This is a genomic window from Mycoavidus cysteinexigens (genome assembly GCF_003966915.1).
Lineage (GTDB): Bacteria > Pseudomonadota > Gammaproteobacteria > Burkholderiales > Burkholderiaceae > Mycoavidus > Mycoavidus cysteinexigens.
Window position 1 is genome coordinate 2,161,151 of record NZ_AP018150.1, and the last position, 23,507, is coordinate 2,184,657.

Sequence of the window (23,507 nt, forward strand, 5' to 3'; positions counted from 1 at the left end):
CATGGCTCTAAATTAGTCCCAAAGTGGCATACGAATTACAGCTTCTCTCCCACTGGACTAATTACCCTTACTAAAATCAACTTATTCTTAAAAACCCGATATTTTGCGAAGCAAATGCAAGTCTGATAACAAGCAATTATCAGACTTGACCTGTGGAAAAAAGAGAGGAGTTTGACCGGGGGACTGCGCGGAAATCAGGGACAAAAAAGTGAATGTATGCGTCCCACACACTCGGTCGTCCACCCCTACGCCCTGATTTTTTGCAAAAATCATTTGCCCATCGTTACAATTCTGAAAAATTGTTTGTGAAGACGATGCAGTCTTTGAGCGTAGCGCACAAAATAGGCGCGCACTCTCTTATTTTCAGACTTCATCTATGGTTAAAAATCTTAAAAAATTCGGCTTTTCTACACGGTTCGTTCATTGGACTCAACGGAAGTGAGAAAATACCGGTACAAGGAAAACGATGCTTACACCGATCAATGACCTGCTGTCGAGATCCCGTCCTGTTGACTCAGGACAGCTTGCTGTGCAAACTCCGCAGCAAATACTTGAGCAAGCCGAACACTATAAAACTGAAGCGGATGGATATGCAAAAAGCGGTCAGGTTGATGAAGCAGAAAGGCTTTATCAGGCGGCTCAAAAGCTTTTTGAAGAAGACGCAGAAAAATTGTCCCATGAGCCTCAGTCGGGAAAAATAATTGAGTCTATTTATTTGAGTTATGGCCTATTGTTGAATGAACAGGGGCGCAGGGCCGAAGCAGAGGCGCTAGAACAAAAGAGACAGAAATTTTTTGAGCGATATAGACTCAATAACGTAGGCTTTTCTAAAAAGCGAACGGTTGAGAGGGGGTCAAGTAGTCTGCATTTAAATAAGAAAAACCCTCCCGTTGCCATTGAACGACTTGCCGGGGTGGATGCTTCTTTATTCAGCTATCCAAATGCAAAGCTCGAAGCCCTCCCGGAGAGTTCCGCCGAAGCCCAAACCTTCTCCTTTACACCGATATTAACTGATTCAGCCGGTACCGATTATGTTGGGGTGGAAACGCTAGTACAAAACTGCCATGGCACGATTAATGCGCCAGTCCATGGCAAAAATAACACGGTCAATGTGCATTACTACTCACCGAATAGAGAACTTCTGCCTCAAATCCAAGAAATGCATTCTGCTGTTGGAGAATTAAAAACCGCCTATCTAGATCGGTTTAAAGAACAGCAAGCGCTAGAGCTACGCTCGAAGAAAGAACCGTTGGCCATCTTAGGCCAGAATATCGAGGTGGAATATTTCACCGCGTGGGAAGAACCCGGGGAAATTCAGGATGGGCTGGCGATGTATGTCGCCCCACAGGCGACGACTGTTGCGGATAGAAAGACACTTTTTGATTTAGATGAAGTGGTAACCGCCTTTTTAACACAAGCCAGTGCTTCTGGCCAGAAGACCCAGGTGCTATTGCTGCGGGGCGAAGCGGGTTCAGGTAAATCGACCTTTAACCGCCATTTAGCGCGCCGCTTATGGCGAGACTATGGTACTGCTTCAGGCGAGCGGCCGATCCCGCTGTATATCTCTTTACCGACGATAGACAGGCCCAACAAGAATCTCATTGGCCAGTATTTATCGGATAAATGCGGCTTTTCGCCAGAGCAGATCGACGCGTTGCGGGCAAGTCAGCGCTTTATTTTCATCTTAGATGGCTATGACGAGATTCCTGCGGAACAACGGAATCTCTATGCGGATGAAAAACTCGATCAATGGCAAGCCAAAATTCTACTGAGTTGCCGGCCCGAGTATTTAACGGAAGGCTATCAAAACGATCTGCAACCGCGAGGGCGTTCACGGGTACTCTTGGAGTATCAGCTCGCGCCGTTCTCAGAACAGTCCATCGACACGTATATTCATCAGTATGTTCAATATATGCAAGCTCAGTGGAGCGCTCAAGTCTATCAAGACACGCTAGCGCGTATTCCCAATGTCAAAGAACTGTTAGGCACGCCCTTTTTGCTTAAAATGGCTTTAAGTGTGTTACCGACGTTAGATGAGGTTCAGCCTGGTCAAGTGGCGTTAACCCGAATCAAACTCTATGAGCGGTTTGTGCAGACATGGTTTGAGCGTTCGTTAGCGCGTTTAGGTGCGATTCAGTCTAAATTGACGGAGGCGCAGAAGAGCGCTTTCCATGGTTTGAAAGAAGATGGCTTTATCGAGCATAGCCAAATATTTAATACCGATTTTGCGTTAGCCCTGTCAGCGGCCAAAACTACGGTAGCTACCTATTCCCCGCTCGCTCGCCGTGGAATACCGCAGGATAAACGGTATGAAGCCTTTCTGAGCAATCAGGATGAAGGAAAAAAGCTGCTGCGTTTTAGCGCGTTGCTCACTTGCCAGCAACAGCAATATAGGTTTATTCATAAATCCATCCAGGATTATTTAGTGGCGCGTGGGGTGTGGGAAGAATTAGAACACTCAGCAGGCATAGATTCATCAATGGGTGCTGAGCCCTTGAATGGAATGAAAAATGTGCAGCGCGTATGGGAGGCACTGAATGATTCGGATCAAGTGAATCCAAAAGGATTATTGAATCGCTTCAATCTGGTGGAAGATGCGGCGATTCAGCGCTTTTTAGTGGAGCGTGTGGTGCAAGATAAGGCTTTGGTTAGGCCGCTGCTGGCATGGGTCAAGGCTTCAGCGCGGAGTGATTCGGCGAGTCAAGGGGCTGCGAATGCAATGACGATTTTAGTTAAAACGGGTATCCAGTTTAATGGAACGGATCTGAAGGGCATCCAGATTCCCGGGGCTGATCTGAGTGAGGGGGTATTTGATTCCGCTGAACTGCAAGGGGCGGATTTAAGGAGGGTGAGTTTACGCAAAAGCTGGTTACGCCAAGCCAATTTAAGTGGGGCCAAAATGCAAGGGATCCGGTTTGGCGAGTGGCCTTATCTCCAGGAAGAGAGTACCGTATATTCCTGCGCGTATTCGCCGGATGGGAAAGCGTGTGCACTGGGCCTCGGAAACGGTACGATCCGCGTCTATGGCACCTCGAGCTGGGAGAAAACCCACACCTTACAAGGGCATACCGGCTCTGTTAAGAGCGTGGTGTATTCGCCGAGCGGTAATCAGATCGCCTCGGGCAGTTATGACAAGACGGTACGGCTATGGGACGCGCACAGCGGGGAGGCCGGCCCTACCTTACAAGGGCATACCGACTGGGTTAATAGCGTGGTGTATTCGCCGAGCGGTAATCAGATCGCCTCGGGCAGTGCTGACCATACGGTACGGCTGTGGGACGCACACAGCGGGGAGGCCGGCCCCACCTTAAAAGGGCATAACGGCTTGGTTTATAGCGTGGTGTATTCGCCGAGCGGAGATCAGATCGCCTCGGGGAGTTATGACCAGACGGTACGGCTATGGGACGCGCACAGCGGGGAGGCCGGCCCCACCTTGCAAGGGCATACTGGCATTGTTAATAGCGTGGTGTATTCGCCGAGCGGAGATCAGATCGCCTCGGGTAGTAAGGACCAGACTGTACGGCTGTGGGACGCGCGCAGCGGGGAGGCCGGTCCCACCTTGCAAGGGCATACCGACTCTGTTAGTAGTGTGGTGTATTCGCCGAGCGGAGATCAGATCGCCTCGGGCAGTGAGGACAAGACGGTACGGCTGTGGGACGCGCACAGCGGGGAGGCCGGTCCCACCTTGCAAGGGCATACCTCCAAGGTTTGGAGCGTGGTGTATTCGCCGAGCGGAGATCAGATCGCCTCGGGCAGTGAGGACGATACGATACGGTTGTGGGACGCGCACAGTAGTGAGGCCGGCCCCACCTTACAAGGGCATACCCGCTCTGTTTTTAGCGTGGTGCATTCGCCGAGCGGAGATCAGATTGCCTCGGGCAGTGAGGACAATACGGTACGGCTGTGGGACGCGCACAGCGGCGCGGCTAGGCACACCTTACGCGGACATACCTCCTGGGTTAGGAGCGTGGTGTATTCGCCGAGCGGAGATCAGATCGCCTCGGGGAGTTATGACCAGACGGTACGGCTGTGGGACGCGCACAGCGGCGCGGCTGGGCACACCTTACGCGGACATACCTCCTGGGTTAGGAGCGTGGTGTATTCGCCGAGCGGAGATCAGATCGCCTCGGGCAGTGAGGACAAGACGGTACGGCTGTGGGACGCGCACAGCGGGGAGGCCGGTCCCACCTTGCAAGGGCATACCGACTGGGTTAATAGCGTGGTGTATTCGCCGAGCGGAGATCAGATTGCCTCGGGCAGTTATGACTTCACGGTACGGCTGTGGGACGCGCACAGTGGGGAGGCCGGTCCCACCTTGCAAGGGCATACCGACTGGGTTAATAGCGTGGTGTATTCGCCGAGCGGAGATCAGATCGCCTCGGGCAGTGAGGACAAGACGGTACGGCTGTGGGACGCGACCTCGGGTCAGGGTTTAGCGGTCGTGCGAGATTTTCAGGGAGGTATCTATAGCCTTGCCTGGAAAGCAATATCGAATCACAGCTATTTGGTCACCGGCTGTCAAGATAAATCGGTTCGCACATGGCAAGTCATCGAAGAGGCGGGCCGTTATGAAGTGCGGCTCTCTTGGAGTTCAACGCATGGTGAGCTGGTTTTGACAGACACGGCGATTCAAGGCGTGCAAGGCTTAAGCCAGGTGAATCGAGCGCTGTTGATGCAGAGGGGTGCCGACGACGGGACTTTACGATCTGATCCGGAAGACTTTTCCGAAGAGGAAGAAGACTACTCTTTTTGATACGGGGGTAAAGCGATAAACTGGATGCAGGGGTTTTCCTGCATTTTCGGATGCTCAATTTAACATAACAGAAATTCAGGCCACTCATAATGTAAGGGGTCGGATAAGGAAGGGCTATTACTAACCCTCCCTCTCCTAAGAACCGTGCAGGCGAGTCACCTCGCACACGGCTCAAGCCAAGAGTCCAGCGCTGGCTAAGGCACCGGGCAGTCTAACAAACTGGCTGCCTGAGCAATATACGCCTGGAGCCATTTCGCCCTTCTGGTAAAATCGAACCAGTTGACCTGGTTTCTTAATTCACCTGGGCGCGCAAGCGCACAACAAACCTAAACGGTCTGCCTCATCTGCTTTCCCGCGTATAACGGTTTGCCAAGATTTCTTGCCCACTCTGACCAAGAGCAAGTCTGCTCGCTTTCGCGCAAGAGAATGTTTCACTCTTTATCCCCCTCATTACAAGGCGGCCTTCGCTTTTTGCTCCTTCCTGTACCCGCAGCGCCAACAGCATTCCTCGCGGTTTGCCTACCATTTCTGGCAGCGTTACGGGCTTATCCTGTTCCGCTTGAATTTCAGTGCGAGTCGGATCCCTCTTCTTTGCCGGCGGTTGTTTGTCCATGTTGGCCGAACTTTGAGCGACCAAACCTAACCGCGTACCATTTTGGTTCAGGCCCAGCACCTTTGGCCTGTTCATTTTAACGACAATTACAGAGATTCACGTGTGTTGATCGTATTCGCACATCCCTAGCCCCTCTCCGCTTTAGTGCTAGCAGATTCGGCTTTGCCTCGCGGCTCGGCTTACCGATTACTCGGCGGTTACATTGTCATCGGAGCTTCACACCGGACCGTTGCCAGCCCCGCATGTCCGACTAGGGAACGATTGATGGAGCAATCGGTCTTATCTGGTTATATTTCTCCTGTAAGACAGAAATTCAAACGACTTTTCAGGTCGCACCAAAGTTGTAATGTCGTATCTGGGCAAAGTTGAGATGTCGCATGGCATGCTCGCGTTCCTTAATATGGGAGCGTGGTATGGCAGCACCAGATACGATTACAATGACAATGCGAGAATTAGATAGATTAAAAGTGATTCAAGCCGTTGTAGACGGCGGATTGATGGTGCGGAAAGCCGCAGAACGGCTTGAGTTGAGTCGACGACAGGTAGAACGCATGGTTGCGCGATATCGAATCGAAGGTGCCTCAGGCCTGATATCGAAACGAAACGGACGTCGGAGCAACAACCAATTACCGGAGGGCGTTGCGAGCCACGCGCTGGGTTTGATACGAGACCGTTACGCTGACTTCGGCCCAACGCTGGCTTGCGAGAAGCTTCGAGAATGCCACGGCGTTATGGTCTCTAAAGAAACCCTCCGACGCCTGATGACAGAAGCGGGTTTGTGGGTGCCGCGTAGACAGAGGTTGGCCAAGGTATATCAGCCGCGCGCCCGGCGTGCGTGCCTAGGTGAGCTGATCCAGATTGACGGCAGTGATCATAGATGGTTCGAGGAGCGTAACCCTAGCTGCACACTGCTCGTGTATATAGACGATGCCACGAGTCGCATCATGCACTTGCATTTCACGGCGACGGAATCGACCTTCAGCTACTTCGAAGCGACGCGCAGCTATCTGGAACAATACGGGAAACCCGTTGCGTTTTACAGTGACAAGGCCACCATTTTTCGTAGTGCGCAATATGCGACAACTGGCGGCAAAGGTGTGACCCACTTTGGTCGCGCTATGTATGAACTGAACATCGAAAGTATTTGTGCAAACTCGAGCCAGGCTGCGTATTTCAGCCTATCGTGACCGTCCATTTCAGAAGCGTGACCGGTCATTTCAGATTTATCGTGACCGCTGATTTCAGAATTTTCGTGACCGATTTTAGGTAAGATTTTTGAAATCGGAAAGCTAGAAATGATCGGCGATTTGATAAGCCTATAGGCAGGCGAAGGTAATTTGAACAACCCGGTATCGTGTGCGCTTTTTAGGTATGCGATGCCAAGTCGACGAATTACCATGCGCAAAGTTAAAGAAGTATTAAGGCTGCGGTATGAATGCCGCTTGTCGCTAGAGGCGATAGCCCGGGTCCTATCGCTCTCTAAAGGTGTTGTCGCCAAGTACATTAAGCTTGCTAGCCAAGCGGGTTTGGCCTGGGAAGAGGCGCAAGCGCTAGACGAAACAGCGCTGTCATCCAGACTGAAGCCCCCATCTGAGGCCTCTGTGGTGCGTGCGTCTCAGTTCATGCCGCCGGATTATGCTTGGATTCATCAAGAACTCAAACGCAAAGGCGTCACGCTGCAACTGCTGTGGGAGGAGTATTGCGCGCAATGTCCGGGTCGGCCCTACAGCTATACAAGCTTGTGCGTACATTACCGCGCTTGGGCCAAGACACTCAAGCGCTCGATGCGTCAGGTTCATCGAGCTGGCGAGAAGCTATTTGTCGATTACGCAGGCCAGACGATTGCAGTGTCTAACCCGCATACTGGTGAAATCCGTCAAGCCCAACTGTTTGTAGCAGTACTTGGCGCCTCTAACTATACATTTGCCATAGCCACGGGGACTCAAACTGCAGCGGACTGGATTAACGCACACATCCAAGCACTCATCTATATCGGAGGCTGCCCTGAGCTGATCGTTTGTGACAATGCCCGAGCCTTGATTGCTCACCCTGATCGGTATGAGCCTCAGGTGGGGCGCCTGTATGCTGAGTTTGCTGCCCATTATGGTTGCGCCGTACTTCCTGCACGACCTTATAAGCCGCAGGACAAAGGCAAAGTAGAGGTCGGCGTGCAAATCGCTGAACGCTGGATTCTCGCACGCTTGCGTAACCGGCGTTTCTTCAGTTTGCCCGAATTAAACCATGCAATCGCGACTTTGCTGATCGATCTCAACGCCCGGCCATTTAAGAAGTTGCCTGGCAATCGTATCCAAGCGTTCGAGGCAATCGACCGTCCGGTACTGCGGCCGCTGCCGTTACAGCCATTTGAACTCGCGCACTGGAAAAAAGCGAGAGTGTCAATTGATTACCATATTGAAGTTGATCGTCATTATTACAGCGTGCCTCACCAATGGGTGGGCCATGAGGTCGAAGTGCGTATCACGGCGGGCATCATTGAATGCTTCCATCAAGGCAAGAGGGTGGCCTCTCACCCTAACGTAGCCAGTCACCTGATACCCAGCGTGAACAATCATCACACGACCTTGGCCGAGCACATGCCTAAATCACACCAAGCTCACCGGCAATGGTCGCCCGGACGATTGTTGAATTGGGGCGAATCGATCGGAGAGGCCACCCATCAGATCGTGCAACATCTCTTGGACTCTAAGCCTCATCCTGAAATGGGCTATCGCTCCTGCCTAGGCTTAATGCAGTTGTCGCGCACCTACGGAAAAGAACGCTTAGAAGCAGCGTGCGCCCGCGCCGCCGCCTTACGTGCCATGACCTATAAAAGCGTCTCCAACATCCTTAAATCCGGCTTGGACCGTATCGAGTCATCGCCACCGGTTACACCCGCCGCCCAAACCGAACCTCGCTTCACCACGCATGACAACGTGCGTGGACCGCGCTACTACCACTAATACCCTCACTCACCTCAAAGGAAATTCATGTTAAATCAGCACACCCTCAACCAACTGAAGGCTCTCAAGCTCGATGGCATGGCCATCGCATTGAGCGAGCAATTTGCTTTGCGCGCGACCGATGATTTATCGTTTGAAGAGCGTTTCGGTATGTTGGTGGACCGCGAATGCTCGCATCGTGACAACCGTCGCATCGCGCGCTTACTCAAGCAAGCACGCCTAAAAGTGTCCTCGGCTTGCTTGGAAGATATCGACTACCGTACTGGGCGAGGCTTGGAAAGGCGGCAAATCGCCAGCTTCGCATCTTGTGATTGGATCCGGCGCGCACAAAGCATCTTACTCACCGGTCCCACTGGCGTCGGCAAAACCTGGCTGGCTTGTGCATTGGGGCAACAGGCGTGTCGCTGTGGCTTCTCGGTGCTGTATGTGCGTATACCCCGGCTATTTGAAGAGCTGCGTATTGCCCATGGTGACGGCAGTTTTACTCGCAAATTGCAGGCTATCGCTAAAACCGATTTGCTCATATTGGACGATTGGGGCCTACACCCACTCAACCAGGACCAACGCGCTGATCTATTAGAAATCATTGATGACCGGGTCTCCTCGCGCTCAACCCTGATTACCAGTCAATTACCGATTGAGCATTGGCATGAATATTTGAACGATCCGACTCTCGCTGATGCCATCCTCGATCGCATTGTGCATCAGAGCCACAAGCTTAAGCTCAAAGGCGAATCGTTGCGCAAACAGGAAGTTCGTTCCGAGTACGCGGCACCGTCACAACGATCAGACCTACAGCCTTCACTTTAGCCATGGCGCTTATCGCATCCTCTTTAGGGCAAACGTTTCTGTGTGCCTAAATTTACTCTTATGGCTACTGCGTAACCTACTAGGATCAAAAAATGACAGTCAATAACACGGCTCAACGTCAACGAACATATCGAGATCGCCACCTCCGTGAGGGTCTAGCCAAGCGGCTCAACATCATTATTGAGCCCGATTCAAAATGGACGCTCGAGCTATTGGCTAAATGTTACGGTGTCACGCAACGAACCATCATTGAGAAACTACTGCTTCAGACTGAGATAGAGGTGATCAGAAGAATCAGGCGAGAGCAGGCAGACGACGGTATCGTAAAAAGTCGTGTGAGTGACTATTATGGCGGACGACTGCGCCTCAAATCAGAGCTTTTTACACTCTCGCTCAATTCGGAATCTCAACCTATTTCCGTTACTGCGTAACGCATTCTTGATACTAAAAAGCAAAGTATGAGGTCTGTGATTGAGCAAAAAAATAGAGAGTGTTCATTCGAATTTGATACTCATCGTGACCGATTTATGTACAATCTAAACTCCTTCGCTTGCCCGAATTTATCGGTCACGATAATTCTGAAAGGACCGGTCACGATCGCTGAAATACGCACCAGGCCAAGGGACGTGTTGAGCGGGCTAATCTGACATTGCAAGATCGGCTGGTCAAAGAACTTCGATTGCGTGGCATAAACACCATGGAAGCAGCCAATGCTTTTGTACCGCATTTTATTGCCGACTTTAATGCGCGCTTCGCTAAGCCGCCTAAAAGTGATTTCAATGCTCATCGGCCACTGCGCAAAGATGAAGATCTCGATAAGATTTTGACATGGCGTCAGTCGCGTTGTGTGACGCACTCGCTAACAGTGCAATATGATCGGGTGATTTACATACTTGAAGACACGGATGAGGCTCGCAAGCTCATCAATCGATATATTGAAGTGTACGAGTATCCTGATGGCCGTATTGAATTGCGGGCTAACGGCATTGCTTTTGCTTATCGACGCTATGACAAACTGTCTGAAATTAATCAAGGAACGATTGTTGAACATAAGCGTTTAGACCATGTTTTACATGTGGCTAAATTGATGCAGGCTCAACGCGATGACCGAAGGCCTTCATATGCCCCTTCTAGGACTAACCGGGGTGCTGAGCCTCGTCAAACAAAGAGTAAGGAGGGAACGAAGCGGCCGCTCCAATTTACGGCTGATGATTTAAACGCAGCAATTATGCATAAAACTGTTTAATGCGATAGTCAAAAGTCGCTACATTCAACTTAATCTGCTCTAAACCCGTCCATTTTATACCCGTGTGCAGTGTAAATTGCGACATCTGAACTTTGGTGCGACCTGAAAAGTCGTTTGAATTTCTGTCTTACAGGAGAAATATAACCAGATAAGACCGATTGCTCCATCAATCGTTCCCTAGTCGGACATGCGGGGCTGGCAACGGTCCGGTGTGAAGCTCCGATGACAATGTAACCGCCGAGTAATCGGTAAGCCGAGCCGCGAGGCAAGGCCGAATCTGCTAGCACTAAAGCGGAGAGGGGCTAGGGATGTGCGAATACGATCAACACACGTGAATCTCTGTAATTGTCGTTAAAATGAACAGGCCAAAGGTGCTGGGCCTGAACCAAAATGGTACGCGGTTAGGTTTGGTCGCTCAAAGTTCGGCCAACATGGACAAACAACCGCCGGCAAAGAAGAGGGATCCGACTCGCACTGAAATTCAAGCGGAACAGGATAAGCCCGTAACGCTGCCAGAAATGGTAGGCAAACCGCGAGGAATGCTGTTGGCGCTGCGGGTACAGGAAGGAGCAAAAAGCGAAGGCCGCCTTGTAATGAGGGGGATAAAGAGTGAAACATTCTCTTGCGCGAAAGCGAGCAGACTTGCTCTTGGTCAGAGTGGGCAAGAAATCTTGGCAAACCGTTATACGCGGGAAAGCAGATGAGGCAGACCGTTTAGGTTTGTTGTGCGCTTGCGCGCCCAGGTGAATTAAGAAACCAGGTCAACTGGTTCGATTTTACCAGAAGGGCGAAATGGCTCCAGGCGTATATTGCTCAGGCAGCCAGTTTGTTAGACTGCCCGGTGCCTTAGCCAGCGCTGGACTCTTGGCTTGAGCCGTGTGCGAGGTGACTCGCCTGCACGGTTCTTAGGAGAGGGAGGGTTAGTAATAGCCCTTCCTTATCCGACCTTTGACACATAATTTTTAACTATAAAACAGAAAAATAAATTGTTCTATGCTATAAAACGGCACGCCCTGAATCTATTGCTGCGTCGCAGCATGGCGAGTCGTTTTTTAAAGCACGCCTAACACGTTGCCACTCCCATAAGACAAGTGTGCCGACCGAATCACCCGCTTAATGCGTTTGCTTAAGCAGCGTGGTGACGTCCTCATCACTCAATCCGGTCACTTTCCCAATAAAAGCCTTGTCCATACCCATTGCGCTCAAATTCTGAGCAATCGTACGCGCTTCTTCTTGACGGCCTTGTTGCATGCCCTGTTGCATGCCTTCTTGACGGCCTTGCTCTAGACCCTGTTGCCGACCTCTTTGCTCTAATTGTTCCGCAAAAGTCATAATCATCTCCTTTCTTTCCGGTAATCCTTTCTTAAGAAGCTGAATGAACGCCTCAACCGGCTGATTCTCATCTCCTTGATTCACCGCATAGTTTAGCACCGATAACAAATAAGTTTCCGTCGTTTGATCCAGCACCTGCTTCAATATACCACTCTCTAACAATTGTCGAAATGTCGACAACAAATCTTTCACCCACGCTTGCTTCAGCAATAATTCCATCAAGGCCGCTGTGCCATGGTGTTGTATCGTTTCTTCGTTAAGCACCGTCAGATCAATCAATCTGAACGGCTTAAACACTAGTTCACGCGCGAGTTCCGCATCTTCAAATTCGTCATAAATATCCGTCGAATGCGGAAACGGTGAGGGTCTGCCGTGATAGACACAAATGGGTAAAATCAGCGGCAGCTTATTATGGCCTGCCTTGAGATGGTCTTCCATGGCGCTTAAAGTATATTGCAAGAAACGGAACGCAATATGTTCAGGAGCCGTTGAAAAATGTTCCGCCAGAAAGATGAGAGGAATGTATCCTGTTTTTCCATCAATTTGGCAAGAAAACACCAGATCACTATGTGTCGCTTGGAGCGCAGGACTCAGATAGCTCTTGTCCAGGGTCGTCAGACTTTTCCAGTCGATCCGCTTATACAGCCCAGCCGGCAAATGCGCTTTGAAAAAATCCAGGGCAACCTGGCGTTCTTTCAGCGATTGTTTAAACAGTTTATCGAAGGGTTGGTGAATCAGTGTCATAGTCAAATACTGATAGGCGTCAATAGCCTATTTTAGAGATGCTGCTTACTGTCCTGCCACGCTTTCTTTAAGCGCTTGACCTGCTGAAAACGCCGGGACCTTCTTGGCCTTAATCTGAATGGCTTTTCCAGTCTGTGGATTACGCCCTGTACGCGCTGAACGTTGATTCACTTTGAAGGTTCCAAAACCGACCAACTGGACCGGCTCCCCTTTTTTCAAGGCCTTCGCTATTTGATTGAGTACGCTTTCCAGGGCAGCCTTGGCTTGCGTTTTCGACAATTCGCATTCTTCTGCAATCGCTTCAAATAATTCTTGTTTATTCATTTATCTATATCCTCGTTATGCAATTATAAGACATTATATTTAGCTGCTACACAGGTAAATTATTTGGAGTCCGCCTTATGTTAAGTTGATTACCTGTAGATGCAAGGAAACCCCTACATCGGGTTAATCGTTTTACTCTTCCATTAGAAATATTTCTTTTTCAGGTAACACGGCAATACCTGATTCCGCTTGGATCACCCTCAATACTCTAATTATCCTTGCAGTTTGTTCCGATGTAAGTTCAATTGGTTTCCCCAAACCTGCCGACGTATAAAAATGAAGTTTATTGTCTTGAATATAAAGCGATACATTCTGTTTACAGCTGTGCGGAAATAGGACTAGATTGTAGATTGCCTTTATTTGATTTGGCGCTAAGTTTGGTAGCATAGTGAAAAGCTGTTCGAGATGTGAACATAATGCGATAACTGCATTAACCCTGAGATCCTTATTGTCATCATTTAAAGCCATGATAAAGGCTGAGACAGCGGCATCTGCAAGTATTTTCTGCCTGCTTAATGCTTGGGCTGCCGCAAACCTAACAATTCTATGTTGTTCCTTAAAAGCTAAAATCAAGGATGAGACCGTATCATTGGACAGTATTTTCTGTTTGCCTAATGCTTCGATAGCCCAAAGCTTAACAGACATCTCTTCATCCTGTAGAGCTAAAATTAAAAAAGGTATAGCATCTTCGGACAGTATTTTCTGCTCGCTTAATGCTGTGGCTGCCTCATGCCTAACATCTTTATCATCATCCTGTAGGGCAGTGATCAAGGCCTTGATAGCAGCATCCGGAAGCATTTTCTGTTTGCCTAATGCCTCGGCTACCGCACTCCTGACATCCTTATCACTATCTTGTAGAGCCGTAATCAAAGCCGAGATAACAGCATCTGAAAGTATTTCCTGTTTGCCTATTACCTTGGCCGCGGTAGACTTAACATAGCTCTCCTCGTTCTTTAAAGCCATGAGCAAGGCGGAAATAGTGGCATCTGAAAGCATTTTCTGTTTGCCTAATGCATAGATTGCCGCAGACCTAAAATATTTACTTCCATTTTGTAAAGCTGCGATCAAGGAAGTGACGACCACATCCGAAAGCATTTTTTGTTCGCTTAATGCATTGATTACTGCATACCTAACATCCTCCACTTCGTCTTGTAAAGACATGGTCAAGGATAAGACGACAGTATCTGAAAGCATTTCCCGTTTGCCTAATATCCTGGCTGTCGCATACCTAATATATTTATTTTCATGTTGTAACGCCACGATCAACAATTCGTCGGATAATGTTTTCTGATCGGCTAATGCCATGGCCGCATCAGACCTAACATCATCATCTTTATCATTTAAAGCCGCAAATAAGAACGAGACAGTGCTATCTGAAAGCATTTTTTGTGTGCCTAGTGCATTCACTGCCGCAGACCTGACAAGCCAATCTTCGTCCTGTAAAGCTGCAACCAAAGCTGAGACGACAGCATCTGAAAGCATTTTTTGTGTGCCTAATGCATCGGCTGCGGCTCTCCTAACATACTCATATTCATCCTGTAAAGCCGCGGTTAGGGATAGGATCGTAAGATCGGAAAGCGTTTGCTGTCGGCCTAACGCCCAAGCCGCCACAGCTCTAACAACCTTATCTTGATGTTGTAAAGCCGTGATCAAGGCCGAAACAGCGGTGTCTGAAAGCATTTTTTGTGCGCCTAATGCATTGGTCGCTGCTTCCCTGACGTCCTTATATTCATCTTGTAAAGCCGTGATCAAGGCCAAGATAGCGGCAACCGAAAGTATCTTCTGTTTACCTAATGCCTTGGCTACCGCACTCCTGACATTCTTATGATCATCCTGTAAAGCCGTGATCAAGGACGAGGCAGCACTATCTGAAAGCATTTTTTGTGCGCCTAATGCATTCACTGCGGCAGACCTGACAAGCCAATCTTCGTCCTGTAAGGCTGCAACCAAAGCCGAGATGGCTGGAGCAAACAAAACCGAGCGGTTTTCAAGAAAAGCAATTATTCTATTTTTCTTTACCTCAGGCTGATTGAGGCACGTAAGCAATAGATGTTCCGGAAAAGCACTTTGGCTGCCTAAGTTACTGGAGAAGCTATTGCTTTCCGTATTTTTAATCTCGAAATGCAACCATTGCATTAATTCTGTTTCCAACTTCTTGACAATCAGTTCTTCCAATTGGGAACGGGCTTCGTTCAAACACCCCATCATTACCTGCTGATGGCGGATACCAATCAAATCGCGCGGCGCTGTCTCTAACAGCGTAAAGAAACGCTCTGACGAAGCGCCCTTTAGTAAGCCGGCGATCATCCACCAAACAATCTCATACCGCGGATTATATTTATTTGTGGCAATAAAGGCTTGCAGTTCGCCCTGGGAAGGGCTTGGACTTAAACCCTTATCCAACATTTTCACAGAAGTACATTCGCTACGGACTTTGATATCAGTTTGCAGATGCCTTACCAAAAACTTCGCCGCAAAAAACTCTTGAAACGTTAAGTGCAGGAAATGATAGTAACGCTCAGATTCAGGTCGTTCAGTATCGGCTGAATGTAAATATGAAGTCTTTTTCAGATTCGTCGTGAAATCCAAGGGTAATTTTCGCTCTATCTGAGATCCGATATTCAATTCTTTCCGACGCTGACTCAGCTCTTCGCGACTGAATTCTATTTTTTCCGCCTCTAACCCTTTAAACGCCAGATACCCTAGGTAATCGATTTCGGCCATCATCAGTTCTTCCAGGTCTTCTTCTGATAAGCCTTCAATTACATTGGCCCTTAATACTTTCCCTCCCTCCTCTTTCTCTAATCGCACGCTGTCTTTGCGCCATAATTTGTCTACCATCGCTTCATACAGCATGGACATGGTGATCGCTTGATTCTTTGGCAGCTTATCCCAGCTATAACACAGTGCATCCAGTTGGATCGGAATATTCACCAGGCTTTGAATCAATGGCGTACGATGGATAAATTGCTGAAGCGCCTCCTGGTTCGATTCAGGCGTAAATTTTTGAATATAAGTCTGAACATTCTCAGGGCTAAACCCGATCGTTTCCAACTCTAAATCCAACTCATTGCACTGAGATGCGTTCACCCCTGCAGGACGGGACGTGATTAATACGTGAGCCTGGTTAAGGAGGTGATTTAAAAAATGATTTAAACGATGACGCTCATCGAACATTTCAGTCACTTCATCCAAACCATCCAGGATAAATAAAGTCTTGCCTTGATATTCGAGAAAGGTTTTTCCTAGGGCTTGTGCTTTGACGCGGCCTTGATCTGCAAAATAACGCTGACACAGCAAATCTTCCAGATGTTGAGGTGAATGTGTTTTGAGTTGCCGTAACGGCATCCACAATACGCTATCAAAGCGATCCTGCCACAGCCCATTATGATGATATTCATAAACCAATTTTTTGCATAAGGTAGTTTTACCTATCCCCGCTCGCCCCTGAATTAAAATCCGTTTCGGTATCCCTTCTGAACCATCCAGTAATCGCTGTTTTTCAAAGAGTTGATCTAAGGGGATCAACTTATTCGGATTGGTCGCCTCAAGTCTTTCACTGCTGGGCAGGCGCTCAAAAGCTGCCGCTTGCTTTTTCAGTTCAGCCTGGTCTTTTTCCTTTTGCGCCTGACTTTCTACGATAGCCAGATTGATATAGCAATCGTCAAGCGAAACCGTCTGCCCTGAGACGCGCTGAATCGATAGATTAGATGTTTTATCGTAATACCAATGAAACGCATGGCGCAGATTGGCTAACGAGGCTGCATGAGGCTGTCTAGCCTCTAAATTCGGTGAATAGTACACGTTGACCGTGTTATTTTTGCCATGAACTGGCGCATTAATCGTCCCTTGACAGTTTTGTACAACAATCGTTCCTTCAGTACCCGCTTGAATAGGAAAAGGCAGAGAGTAGGATGAAAAACTAGGCCGATGCGCTGCAGAAGCTGAATTGCTTTCTGGTACCGAAGGTTGCTGTAATGAGGAGGCGTCGGACGCGTTCTCTCGTGCTAGAAAAGCGGCGTATTCAGCGCTTATTTGAGCAAGCGCCATTTCTCTTGAATAGCTAGGATTTTTTGCGAGTTCCGCTTTCGCCAGTTTTATCGCGGCTTTATAGGATTCTTCAGCATTGGCCCGATCCCCTGTGGCACTATGCGCCTGGGCCGCCGCCACATGATTTTGTGGTGTTATTACCGGTGCTGGCAGAGCCGTTCTAAAATTTTGCCCCCAACCTGATATATTCAAAATATTTTCCCCTGTCCATTCAAATTTTTTATCGTTCAAGAAGCAGCTTCTAAAAAGCGTCTCTAGAAGGCGAAAAGATATTCTCTTCTTTTGGCCTAATCTAAAGGCAACCGTTTTCCATTTCTCGTTCTGGCGTGTTGCAGTGCGTTTTTTTCTCTAACCTTTTCTAAGGCCTGGCTTCAATCAACGCGGATAACTCTCTCGGCGCGATTTTAGCAGAGCATCTTGAGCGGATCTTAAGCGTGACCACCTTCCCTCAACCGCGACCGATTTCCGAGCCTGCTCCCTGCCAAAATCCCTCTTTTTTCCGCGGTTCAAGTCTGATAATTGGGCTTACGTACGGTGGATAAGGGGACGCCCCAAAAAATGCTGGAGGGACAGTGAAGCACCGCTCGCCGTTTTTTGACTCCGAATGAGACCGATCTGGAGTATTCGAATCCGTCAAAAAATCGCGCCCCTTGTTTGATAATTGGTGAGGTGGTGACTGATGTTGCCCCCTTACTAGGTCGAAGTAATCCTGAAATCTCTTGTGAAGTTTTACTTCAGCCCATTGAATGGCAAGCTTTATATTGCCGTGCTCACAATACCAAGCATCCTCCTAGCGATCCTCCTACTTTGAATCAGGCCATTCTGTGGATCGCTAAACTCGGCGGATACCTAGCGCGCAAGCATGATCTCCCGCCCGGCCCTACTGTATTGTGGCGTGGGTTCATGGCTTTGCATGAGGCTACCAAAATGTTTCAAATCATGCACCAGTGTGACTAAAATTTGTGGGTAATCCTGAGCTATTAATAGGGGTAATGACCACCAAGAAGCGAAAAGTACCATATGCACTCAAGCGCCTTTATTTATAAGGCTTTCTAAAGTCAAATTTAGTATCCGAATTCATCTCTGAGCTTTCTTAAAAAATGGCATCTTGACAGAAAGTGTCAGTTAAAAGGGGCACATCAAAGGGGCTTTGCGCTACGCCCTTGTCAAACCCAATTTTTGATACCAGCGCTTCAATTTCGACATCACCACCGGGGCCTCACTTATAACCGCCTCCATCCCCGATGAAATTGGTTCGCCTACGGCATTCCTCTGCTTCAATAGCGCTCTATTCACTTCGCTTAACCCTACGACGTCTTTTATGACTGTTTCCTTCACGCTCAACTCCGCATGCGGGGACATCCAGCGCAGGCGCACCTGAACTTCATCCCCCTCTCCGATCACTTCCCACTGCCGAACTAACTTATCACCACTGCCAGTCAACAGGTACGAACCCTCGGGCGTCGCTTTCCAGGCTACGCTATAAACATCTCTGGTAAAACCTTGAATCTTTCTTAGACACGCTCCCGATGCGACCTCCCACAGACGCACCGTATTGTCCCTACTCCCCGAGGCGATCTGCGTTCCACTCGGCGAATACACCACGCTATTAACCCAGTGGGTATGTCCTTCTAAGGTGTGACCCGCCGCGCCGCTTTCCGCGTCCCACAGACGCACCGTATTGTCATCACTCCCCGAGGCCAGCTGCAAACCACTCGGCGAATACACCACGCTACTAACAGAGTAGGTATGTCCGCGTAAGATGCGACCCGCCGCGCCGCTGTGCGCGTCCCACAGACGCACCGTCTTGTCACCCCCCCCCGAGGCCAGCTGCAAACCGTTCGGCGAATACACCACGCTATTGACACCGAAGGTATGTCCTTCTAAGGTTTGACCTGCCGCACCGCTGTGCGCGTCCCACAGACGCACCGTATCGTCATGACTCCCCGAAGCCAGCTGCAAGCCGCTCGGCGAATACGCCACGCTATTAATCCAGCTTGTATGTCCTTCTAAGGTGTGACCCGCCGCGCCGCTTTCCGCGTCCCACAGACGCACCGTATTGGCATAACTCCCCGAGGCCAGCTGCAAACCGCTCGGCGAATACGCCACGCTCCTAACAGAGGAGGTATGTTCTTCTAAGGTGTGACCCGCCGCGCCGCTTTCCGCATCCCACAGACGCACCGTCTTGTCATCACTCCCCGAGGCCAGCTGCAAACCGCTCGGCGAATACACCACGCTAGTAACATAGGAAGTATGTCTTTCTAAGGTGTGACCCGCCGCGCCGCTTTCCGCATCCCACAGACGCACCGTCTTATCATGACTCCCCGAGGCCAGCTGCAAACCGCTCGGCGAATACACCACGCTCTTAACCCAGCTTGTATGTCCTTCTAAGGTGTGACTCGCCGCGCCGCTTTCCGTATCCCACAGACGCACCGTATAGTCAGAACTCCCCGAAGCCAGCTGCAAACCGCTCGGCGAATACACCACGCTACTAACAAAGGAGGTATGTCCTTCTAAAGTGTGACCCGCCGCGCCGCTTTCCGCATCCCACAGACGCACCGTCTTATCATGACTCCCCGAGGCCAGCTGCAAACCGCTCGGCGAATACACCACGCTCGTAACATAGTCTGTATGTCCTTCTAAGGTGTGACCCGCCGCGCCGCTTTCCACGTCCCACAGACGCACCGTATTGTCCCAACTCCCCGAGGCCAGCTGCAAACCGCTCGGCGAATACACCACGCTACTAACCCAGTGGGTATGTCCTTCTAAGGTGTGACCCGCCGCGCCGCTTTCCGCATCCCACAGACGCACCGTCTTGTCCTGACTCCCCGAGGCCAGCTGCAAACCGCTCGGCGAATACACTACGCTCGTAACAAAGTGAGTATGTCCTTTTAAGGTGTGACCCGCCGCGCCGCTTTCCGCATCCCACAGACGCACCGTCTTATCATGACTCCCCGAGGCCAGCTGCAAACCGCTCGGCGAATACACCACGCTCGTAACAAAGTGAGTATGTTCTTCTAAGGTGTGCAGTTTTTTCCAATCCGAAGTCGAATAGAGGCTGATCGTGTCGTTATTAAGCCCTACCGCACAGTTTTTCCCATCCGGGGAATACGCGCAGGCATTCACCCAGCTCTCTTCCTGTAGAGTCGGCCATTCACCAAACTGCACCCCAGCCATCTGCGCCGCGCTTAAATTCGCTTGGCGCAGCCAGCTCGCGCGAAGATTGGCTTTTCTTAAATCCGCCCCTTGCAACTGCGCTGAATCGAATACCCCAAAACTCAGATCGGCCCCGGGAATTTGGATCCCCTTTAAATCGGCTCCAATAAACTGCTCCCCAGCTTTAACCAAGATCGTGATCGCGTTCGCCGCGCCTTGATTCACCAACTCTCTCTGCGCGGAGGCCTTGATCCATCCCAGCAACGGCTTCACTAACCCTTGATCTTGCTTAACTCGCTCCACTAAAAACCGCTGGATCGCTGCATCCTCCACCAGATTGAAGCGGTTCAGTAATCCCTCTGGATCCACTTGATTCGAATCCGTCAGCTCTTCCCACACCGCGCGCGCCACCAAATAGTCCTGGATCGATTTATGAATGAAGCGATATTGCTGTTGCTGGCGAGTCAACAAAGCGCTAAACCGCAGGAGCTTTTTTCCTTCATCCTGGTTGCTCAGAAAGGCTTCATACCGTTTATCCTGCGCTATCCCGCGGCGAGCGATTGGGGAATAGGCGGCTACCGTGGTTTTAGCCTCTGATAGGGCTAACGCAAAGTCTGTATTAAATGTTTGGCTATGCTCAATAAAGCCTTCGTCTTTCAAACTGCGGAAAGCCTTTTGCTCAGTATCCGTCAATTTAGACTGAATCGCATCTAAACGCGCTAAAGAACGCGCAAACCACGTTTGCACAAACTGCTCATAGAGTTTGATTCGGGTTAAACCCACTTGACCGGGCCGAGTTTCGTCTAACGTTGGCAACACGCTTAAGGCCATTTTGAGCAAAAAGGGCGTGCCCAAGAGTTCTTTGACATTGGGAATCTGCGCTAATTTGCCTTGATAGTTTTGAACGCTCCACTGAGCCTGCGTATGCTTAACATACTGATGAATATAGGTTTCGATCGACTGTTCTGAAAACGGTGCGAGCTGATACTCCTTCAGCACGCGTGAACGACCTCGAGGCTGTAGATGGTTTTTATAGCTCTCCGTTAAATACTCGGGCCGGCAACTCAGAAGGATTTTTGCTTGCCATTGATCCAGTTTTTCATCCGCATATAAATTCCTCTGTTCCGCAGGAATCTCATCGTAGCCATCTAAGATTAAAATAAAGCGCTGGCTTGCCCGCAATGCATCGATCTGCTCTAGCGAGAAACCGCATTTATCCGATAAATATTGGCCAATGAGATTCTTGTTGGGCCTATCTATCGTCGGCAAGGAGATATACAGTGGGATCGGTCGCTCTCCCGAAGCAGCACTATAGTCTCGCCATAAGCGACGCGCTAAGTGCCGATTAAATGTCGATTTACCTGAACCTGCTTCGCCTCGCAGCAACAGCACCTGGGTTTTCTGGCCAGAATCATGGGCTTGCGCCAAAAAAGCCATCACCGCTTCGTCTAAATCAAAAAGAGTCTTTTTGTCTGTGACAGTTGTAGCCTGCGGAGCCACATACATCGCTAGGCCATCCTGAATCTCCCCCGGCTCTTCCCACGCGGTGAAATATTCTGCCTCGATATTCTGGCCTAGGATGGCCAGAGGTTTTTTCTTCGAGCATAGCTCTAGGTCTTGCTGCTCTTTAAAACGATCTAAATAGGCGGTTTTCAATTCCCCAACAGTCGTATGCATTGCCTTGATTTGGGGCAGAAGCTCTGGATTTGCTGAGTTGTCGTATATATTGACCGTATTATGATTGCCTTGGACTGGAGCATTAATCTTACCGTGGCAATTTTGTACGATAATCTCTCCTTCGGAGTGGGCCGCTTGAATAGAAGAGAGCAAAGAGGCAGGCGAAAAATTGGGCCGATGCGCGTCAGACGCTGAATCGTTTGTGGAGGGTAAAAATTCGTCTGAATGAGCTTTGTCAGCGGTATTCCCTTTAACCCATTGAAGCGTTTCTTGAAGCACTTGCTCGGATTGGGTGCTCTGTCCTTGAGCCAATAAATATTGGCTGCGACGACGGCCAATGTTTTGAAGTAAACCCTGAACGTTGGCTTGATCCGACTCTAATCGGTATGCATCCAGTCCGTATTTTTGAGCTTCTTGATAAGCATTGCCTGCCTCTATGACATCCCGCTGCTTTTCCAACAAACCTGCATAATCCAAATAGATCCGAGCCAGGGTTTGAGACACTTTGGATTCAGTTGAATTTAAATTTTCCGTTGCGCGAAGGGCCTGTTGATAGCACGCTTGAGCCTTATCTAGATCACCTTGTTGTTCATACTCCAGCGCTTCTTTGTAAAAATCCCCCGCGGATTGATGAGCACCACGCGCTTTCCCTAAATGAGCGCTCGATACTGGCTCTAGCTCCATTTTTCTTCCTTTAGCTTGTTTGACTTAAGGAGTGCGACTTGTATCCCGCACCTATTTTTTATTCATTGCGCGATTTTAGCAGAGCAAGAGGACCCTACACCTCTCTCTGGTGAAGTATGGTGAAACGCTGACGCTCAGCGCACGGAGCGGCCTTTTTTCATCCCGCTAAATTTCACGATACAAAAAATCCACCCGTGGCCAAGTCTGATAATTGCTTGTTATCAGACTTGCGCTAACTTTCCAAAATGTGATTTTTCAACGTGGAGGGACGATTTTTGAGCGCCCCTAAGCGAAATTTCTCTTTTGAAGCACGGCACAGAGGCGTTCAATAGCGATTCATGCACGCGCGTGCGCTGATAAGCCGCCCGCCTGAGTCGGCCTCTGACAAGAGCGAAAAAAGTGCTTTTTTGGGGGTTTTTCTGGAAAACGCACTCATAATAACTGCTATTCTCATGAATGCACTTTCGCTTGCTAACAAGGTTAATACTCCGGATTTCATCGTTGCTCCGATTCAGTGGCTGGCTGTTAAACAGCCTGCACGCCACGCGCGATCATCAATGATATAGACAAGTCTTTCCCCGATCTCTACAAAATCAGCACTAGTAAGATAATTGCGGCGTAGTGAGCGCTCCTCCTAGACGAGTCGCTAAAGTAAGGACAACCACATATTAGCTGCGATCTAGCCCTCGCGCCGATTAAGACAAGCCAGCGTAGATCTCTGATAAGAGCGAAACCGAACTTTTACTTTTTATGTTGAGAACAAGGCAGAACAATACCTTCTCAAGAAAATACAATCGAGGCTTCAGCCACATAGCTTTTTCTTATAACTGTGAAGAAATAAGCGACTGTAGGATGAGAGTTGCCAAATTACAGGTCATTTTGATTTTAACTTCTAATTCACTTTAAAAAGTTTGTGTAATTTCTGTGTAATCGTGCCTAGAAAATTACACAAAAATTAAGAATTACATAGAATACCAAGTAATGCATTACTCAGCGAAACCCTTTATAAACAGACGTTTTTAGAAGATTTAGGCATTCTCCAGAATAGATTATCCGATTACTTTTAATCCGTTGGTCGCTGGTTCGAACCCAGCACGGCCTACCAAGTACCATAAGGCTTACAGCGATGTAAGCCTTATCTATTTTGTTCTACAAAAG

The 23,507-nt window shown here is 49.3% G+C and carries 10 protein-coding genes and 2 pseudogenes; 8 read left to right on the plus strand and 4 right to left on the minus strand.

What is annotated here, in order from left to right:
* Nucleotides 1-466 precede the first annotated feature (466 nt).
* Nucleotides 467-4,753 carry an NACHT domain-containing protein gene (locus MCB1EB_RS09260; RefSeq protein ID WP_052394010.1) on the plus strand — a complete coding sequence of 1,429 codons (4,287 nt, stop codon included), beginning with the start codon at nt 467-469 and terminating at the stop codon, nt 4,751-4,753.
* Nucleotides 4,754-5,093: 340 nt separating this feature from the next.
* On the opposite strand, the gene MCB1EB_RS12105 is transcribed toward MCB1EB_RS09260, so the two are convergent.
* On the minus strand, nt 5,094-5,441 hold the full coding sequence (locus tag MCB1EB_RS12105) for a hypothetical protein (protein ID WP_161566174.1): 348 nt from the start codon (nt 5,439-5,441) through the stop codon (nt 5,094-5,096).
* Nucleotides 5,442-5,779: 338 nt separating this feature from the next.
* Here MCB1EB_RS12105 and MCB1EB_RS09265 point away from each other — a divergent pair.
* The 6 genes and pseudogenes from MCB1EB_RS09265 to MCB1EB_RS12110 all read left to right on the plus strand — a co-directional run.
* A pseudogene (locus MCB1EB_RS09265) lies at nt 5,780-6,532 on the plus strand (ISNCY family transposase); the annotation flags it as partial.
* 210 nt (nt 6,533-6,742) lie between these two features.
* Nucleotides 6,743-8,326, plus strand: coding sequence for an IS21 family transposase (gene istA, locus MCB1EB_RS09270; RefSeq protein ID WP_045366611.1), 1,584 nt, complete (start codon nt 6,743-6,745; stop codon nt 8,324-8,326).
* Nucleotides 8,327-8,353: 27 nt separating this feature from the next.
* Nucleotides 8,354-9,136, plus strand: coding sequence for an IS21-like element helper ATPase IstB (istB, locus tag MCB1EB_RS09275; protein ID WP_045366608.1), 783 nt, complete (start codon nt 8,354-8,356; stop codon nt 9,134-9,136).
* 92 nt (nt 9,137-9,228) lie between these two features.
* A complete protein-coding gene (locus MCB1EB_RS09280; protein WP_052394129.1) occupies nt 9,229-9,567 on the plus strand; it encodes a RepB family protein in 339 nt (112 codons plus the stop codon).
* 173 nt (nt 9,568-9,740) lie between these two features.
* Nucleotides 9,741-10,382: pseudogene (locus MCB1EB_RS09285) on the plus strand (transposase family protein); the annotation flags it as partial.
* Nucleotides 10,383-10,738: 356 nt separating this feature from the next.
* Nucleotides 10,739-11,086 carry a hypothetical protein gene (locus tag MCB1EB_RS12110; protein WP_161566174.1) on the plus strand — a complete coding sequence of 116 codons (348 nt, stop codon included), beginning with the start codon at nt 10,739-10,741 and terminating at the stop codon, nt 11,084-11,086.
* Between the two features lie 409 nt (nt 11,087-11,495).
* On the opposite strand, the gene MCB1EB_RS09290 is transcribed toward MCB1EB_RS12110, so the two are convergent.
* The 3 genes from MCB1EB_RS09290 to MCB1EB_RS09300 form a co-directional block, all read right to left on the minus strand.
* Nucleotides 11,496-12,458, minus strand: a complete 963-nt coding sequence (locus tag MCB1EB_RS09290; protein WP_052394008.1) for an Rpn family recombination-promoting nuclease/putative transposase — start codon at nt 12,456-12,458, stop codon at nt 11,496-11,498.
* 45 nt (nt 12,459-12,503) lie between these two features.
* Complete coding sequence (locus MCB1EB_RS09295) at nt 12,504-12,782, minus strand: HU family DNA-binding protein (RefSeq protein WP_045364921.1); 279 nt, start codon at nt 12,780-12,782, stop codon at nt 12,504-12,506.
* Nucleotides 12,783-12,914: 132 nt separating this feature from the next.
* Nucleotides 12,915-17,063 (minus strand): HEAT repeat domain-containing protein, encoded by a 4,149-nt coding sequence (locus MCB1EB_RS09300; protein ID WP_045364917.1) that lies wholly within the window; start codon nt 17,061-17,063, stop codon nt 12,915-12,917.
* 363 nt (nt 17,064-17,426) lie between these two features.
* Here MCB1EB_RS09300 and MCB1EB_RS09305 point away from each other — a divergent pair, with 363 nt between their 5' ends.
* Nucleotides 17,427-17,789, plus strand: coding sequence for an IS4 family transposase (locus tag MCB1EB_RS09305; RefSeq protein WP_045364913.1), 363 nt, complete (start codon nt 17,427-17,429; stop codon nt 17,787-17,789).
* Nucleotides 17,790-23,507 lie beyond the last annotated feature (5,718 nt).

What these genes read in the sequence shown, in the direction of transcription:
- MCB1EB_RS09260 (WP_052394010.1), top strand. Translation starts at nt 467, where the DNA reads ATGCTTACACCGATCAATGACCTGCTGTCGAGATCCCGTCCTGTTGAC.
- MCB1EB_RS12105 (WP_161566174.1), bottom strand. Translation starts at nt 5,441, where the DNA reads ATGAACAGGCCAAAGGTGCTGGGCCTGAACCAAAATGGTACGCGGTTA.
- istA (WP_045366611.1), top strand. Translation starts at nt 6,743, where the DNA reads ATGCCAAGTCGACGAATTACCATGCGCAAAGTTAAAGAAGTATTAAGG.
- istB (WP_045366608.1), top strand. Translation starts at nt 8,354, where the DNA reads ATGTTAAATCAGCACACCCTCAACCAACTGAAGGCTCTCAAGCTCGAT.
- MCB1EB_RS09280 (WP_052394129.1), top strand. Translation starts at nt 9,229, where the DNA reads ATGACAGTCAATAACACGGCTCAACGTCAACGAACATATCGAGATCGC.
- MCB1EB_RS12110 (WP_161566174.1), top strand. Translation starts at nt 10,739, where the DNA reads ATGAACAGGCCAAAGGTGCTGGGCCTGAACCAAAATGGTACGCGGTTA.
- MCB1EB_RS09290 (WP_052394008.1), bottom strand. Translation starts at nt 12,458, where the DNA reads ATGACACTGATTCACCAACCCTTCGATAAACTGTTTAAACAATCGCTG.
- MCB1EB_RS09295 (WP_045364921.1), bottom strand. Translation starts at nt 12,782, where the DNA reads ATGAATAAACAAGAATTATTTGAAGCGATTGCAGAAGAATGCGAATTG.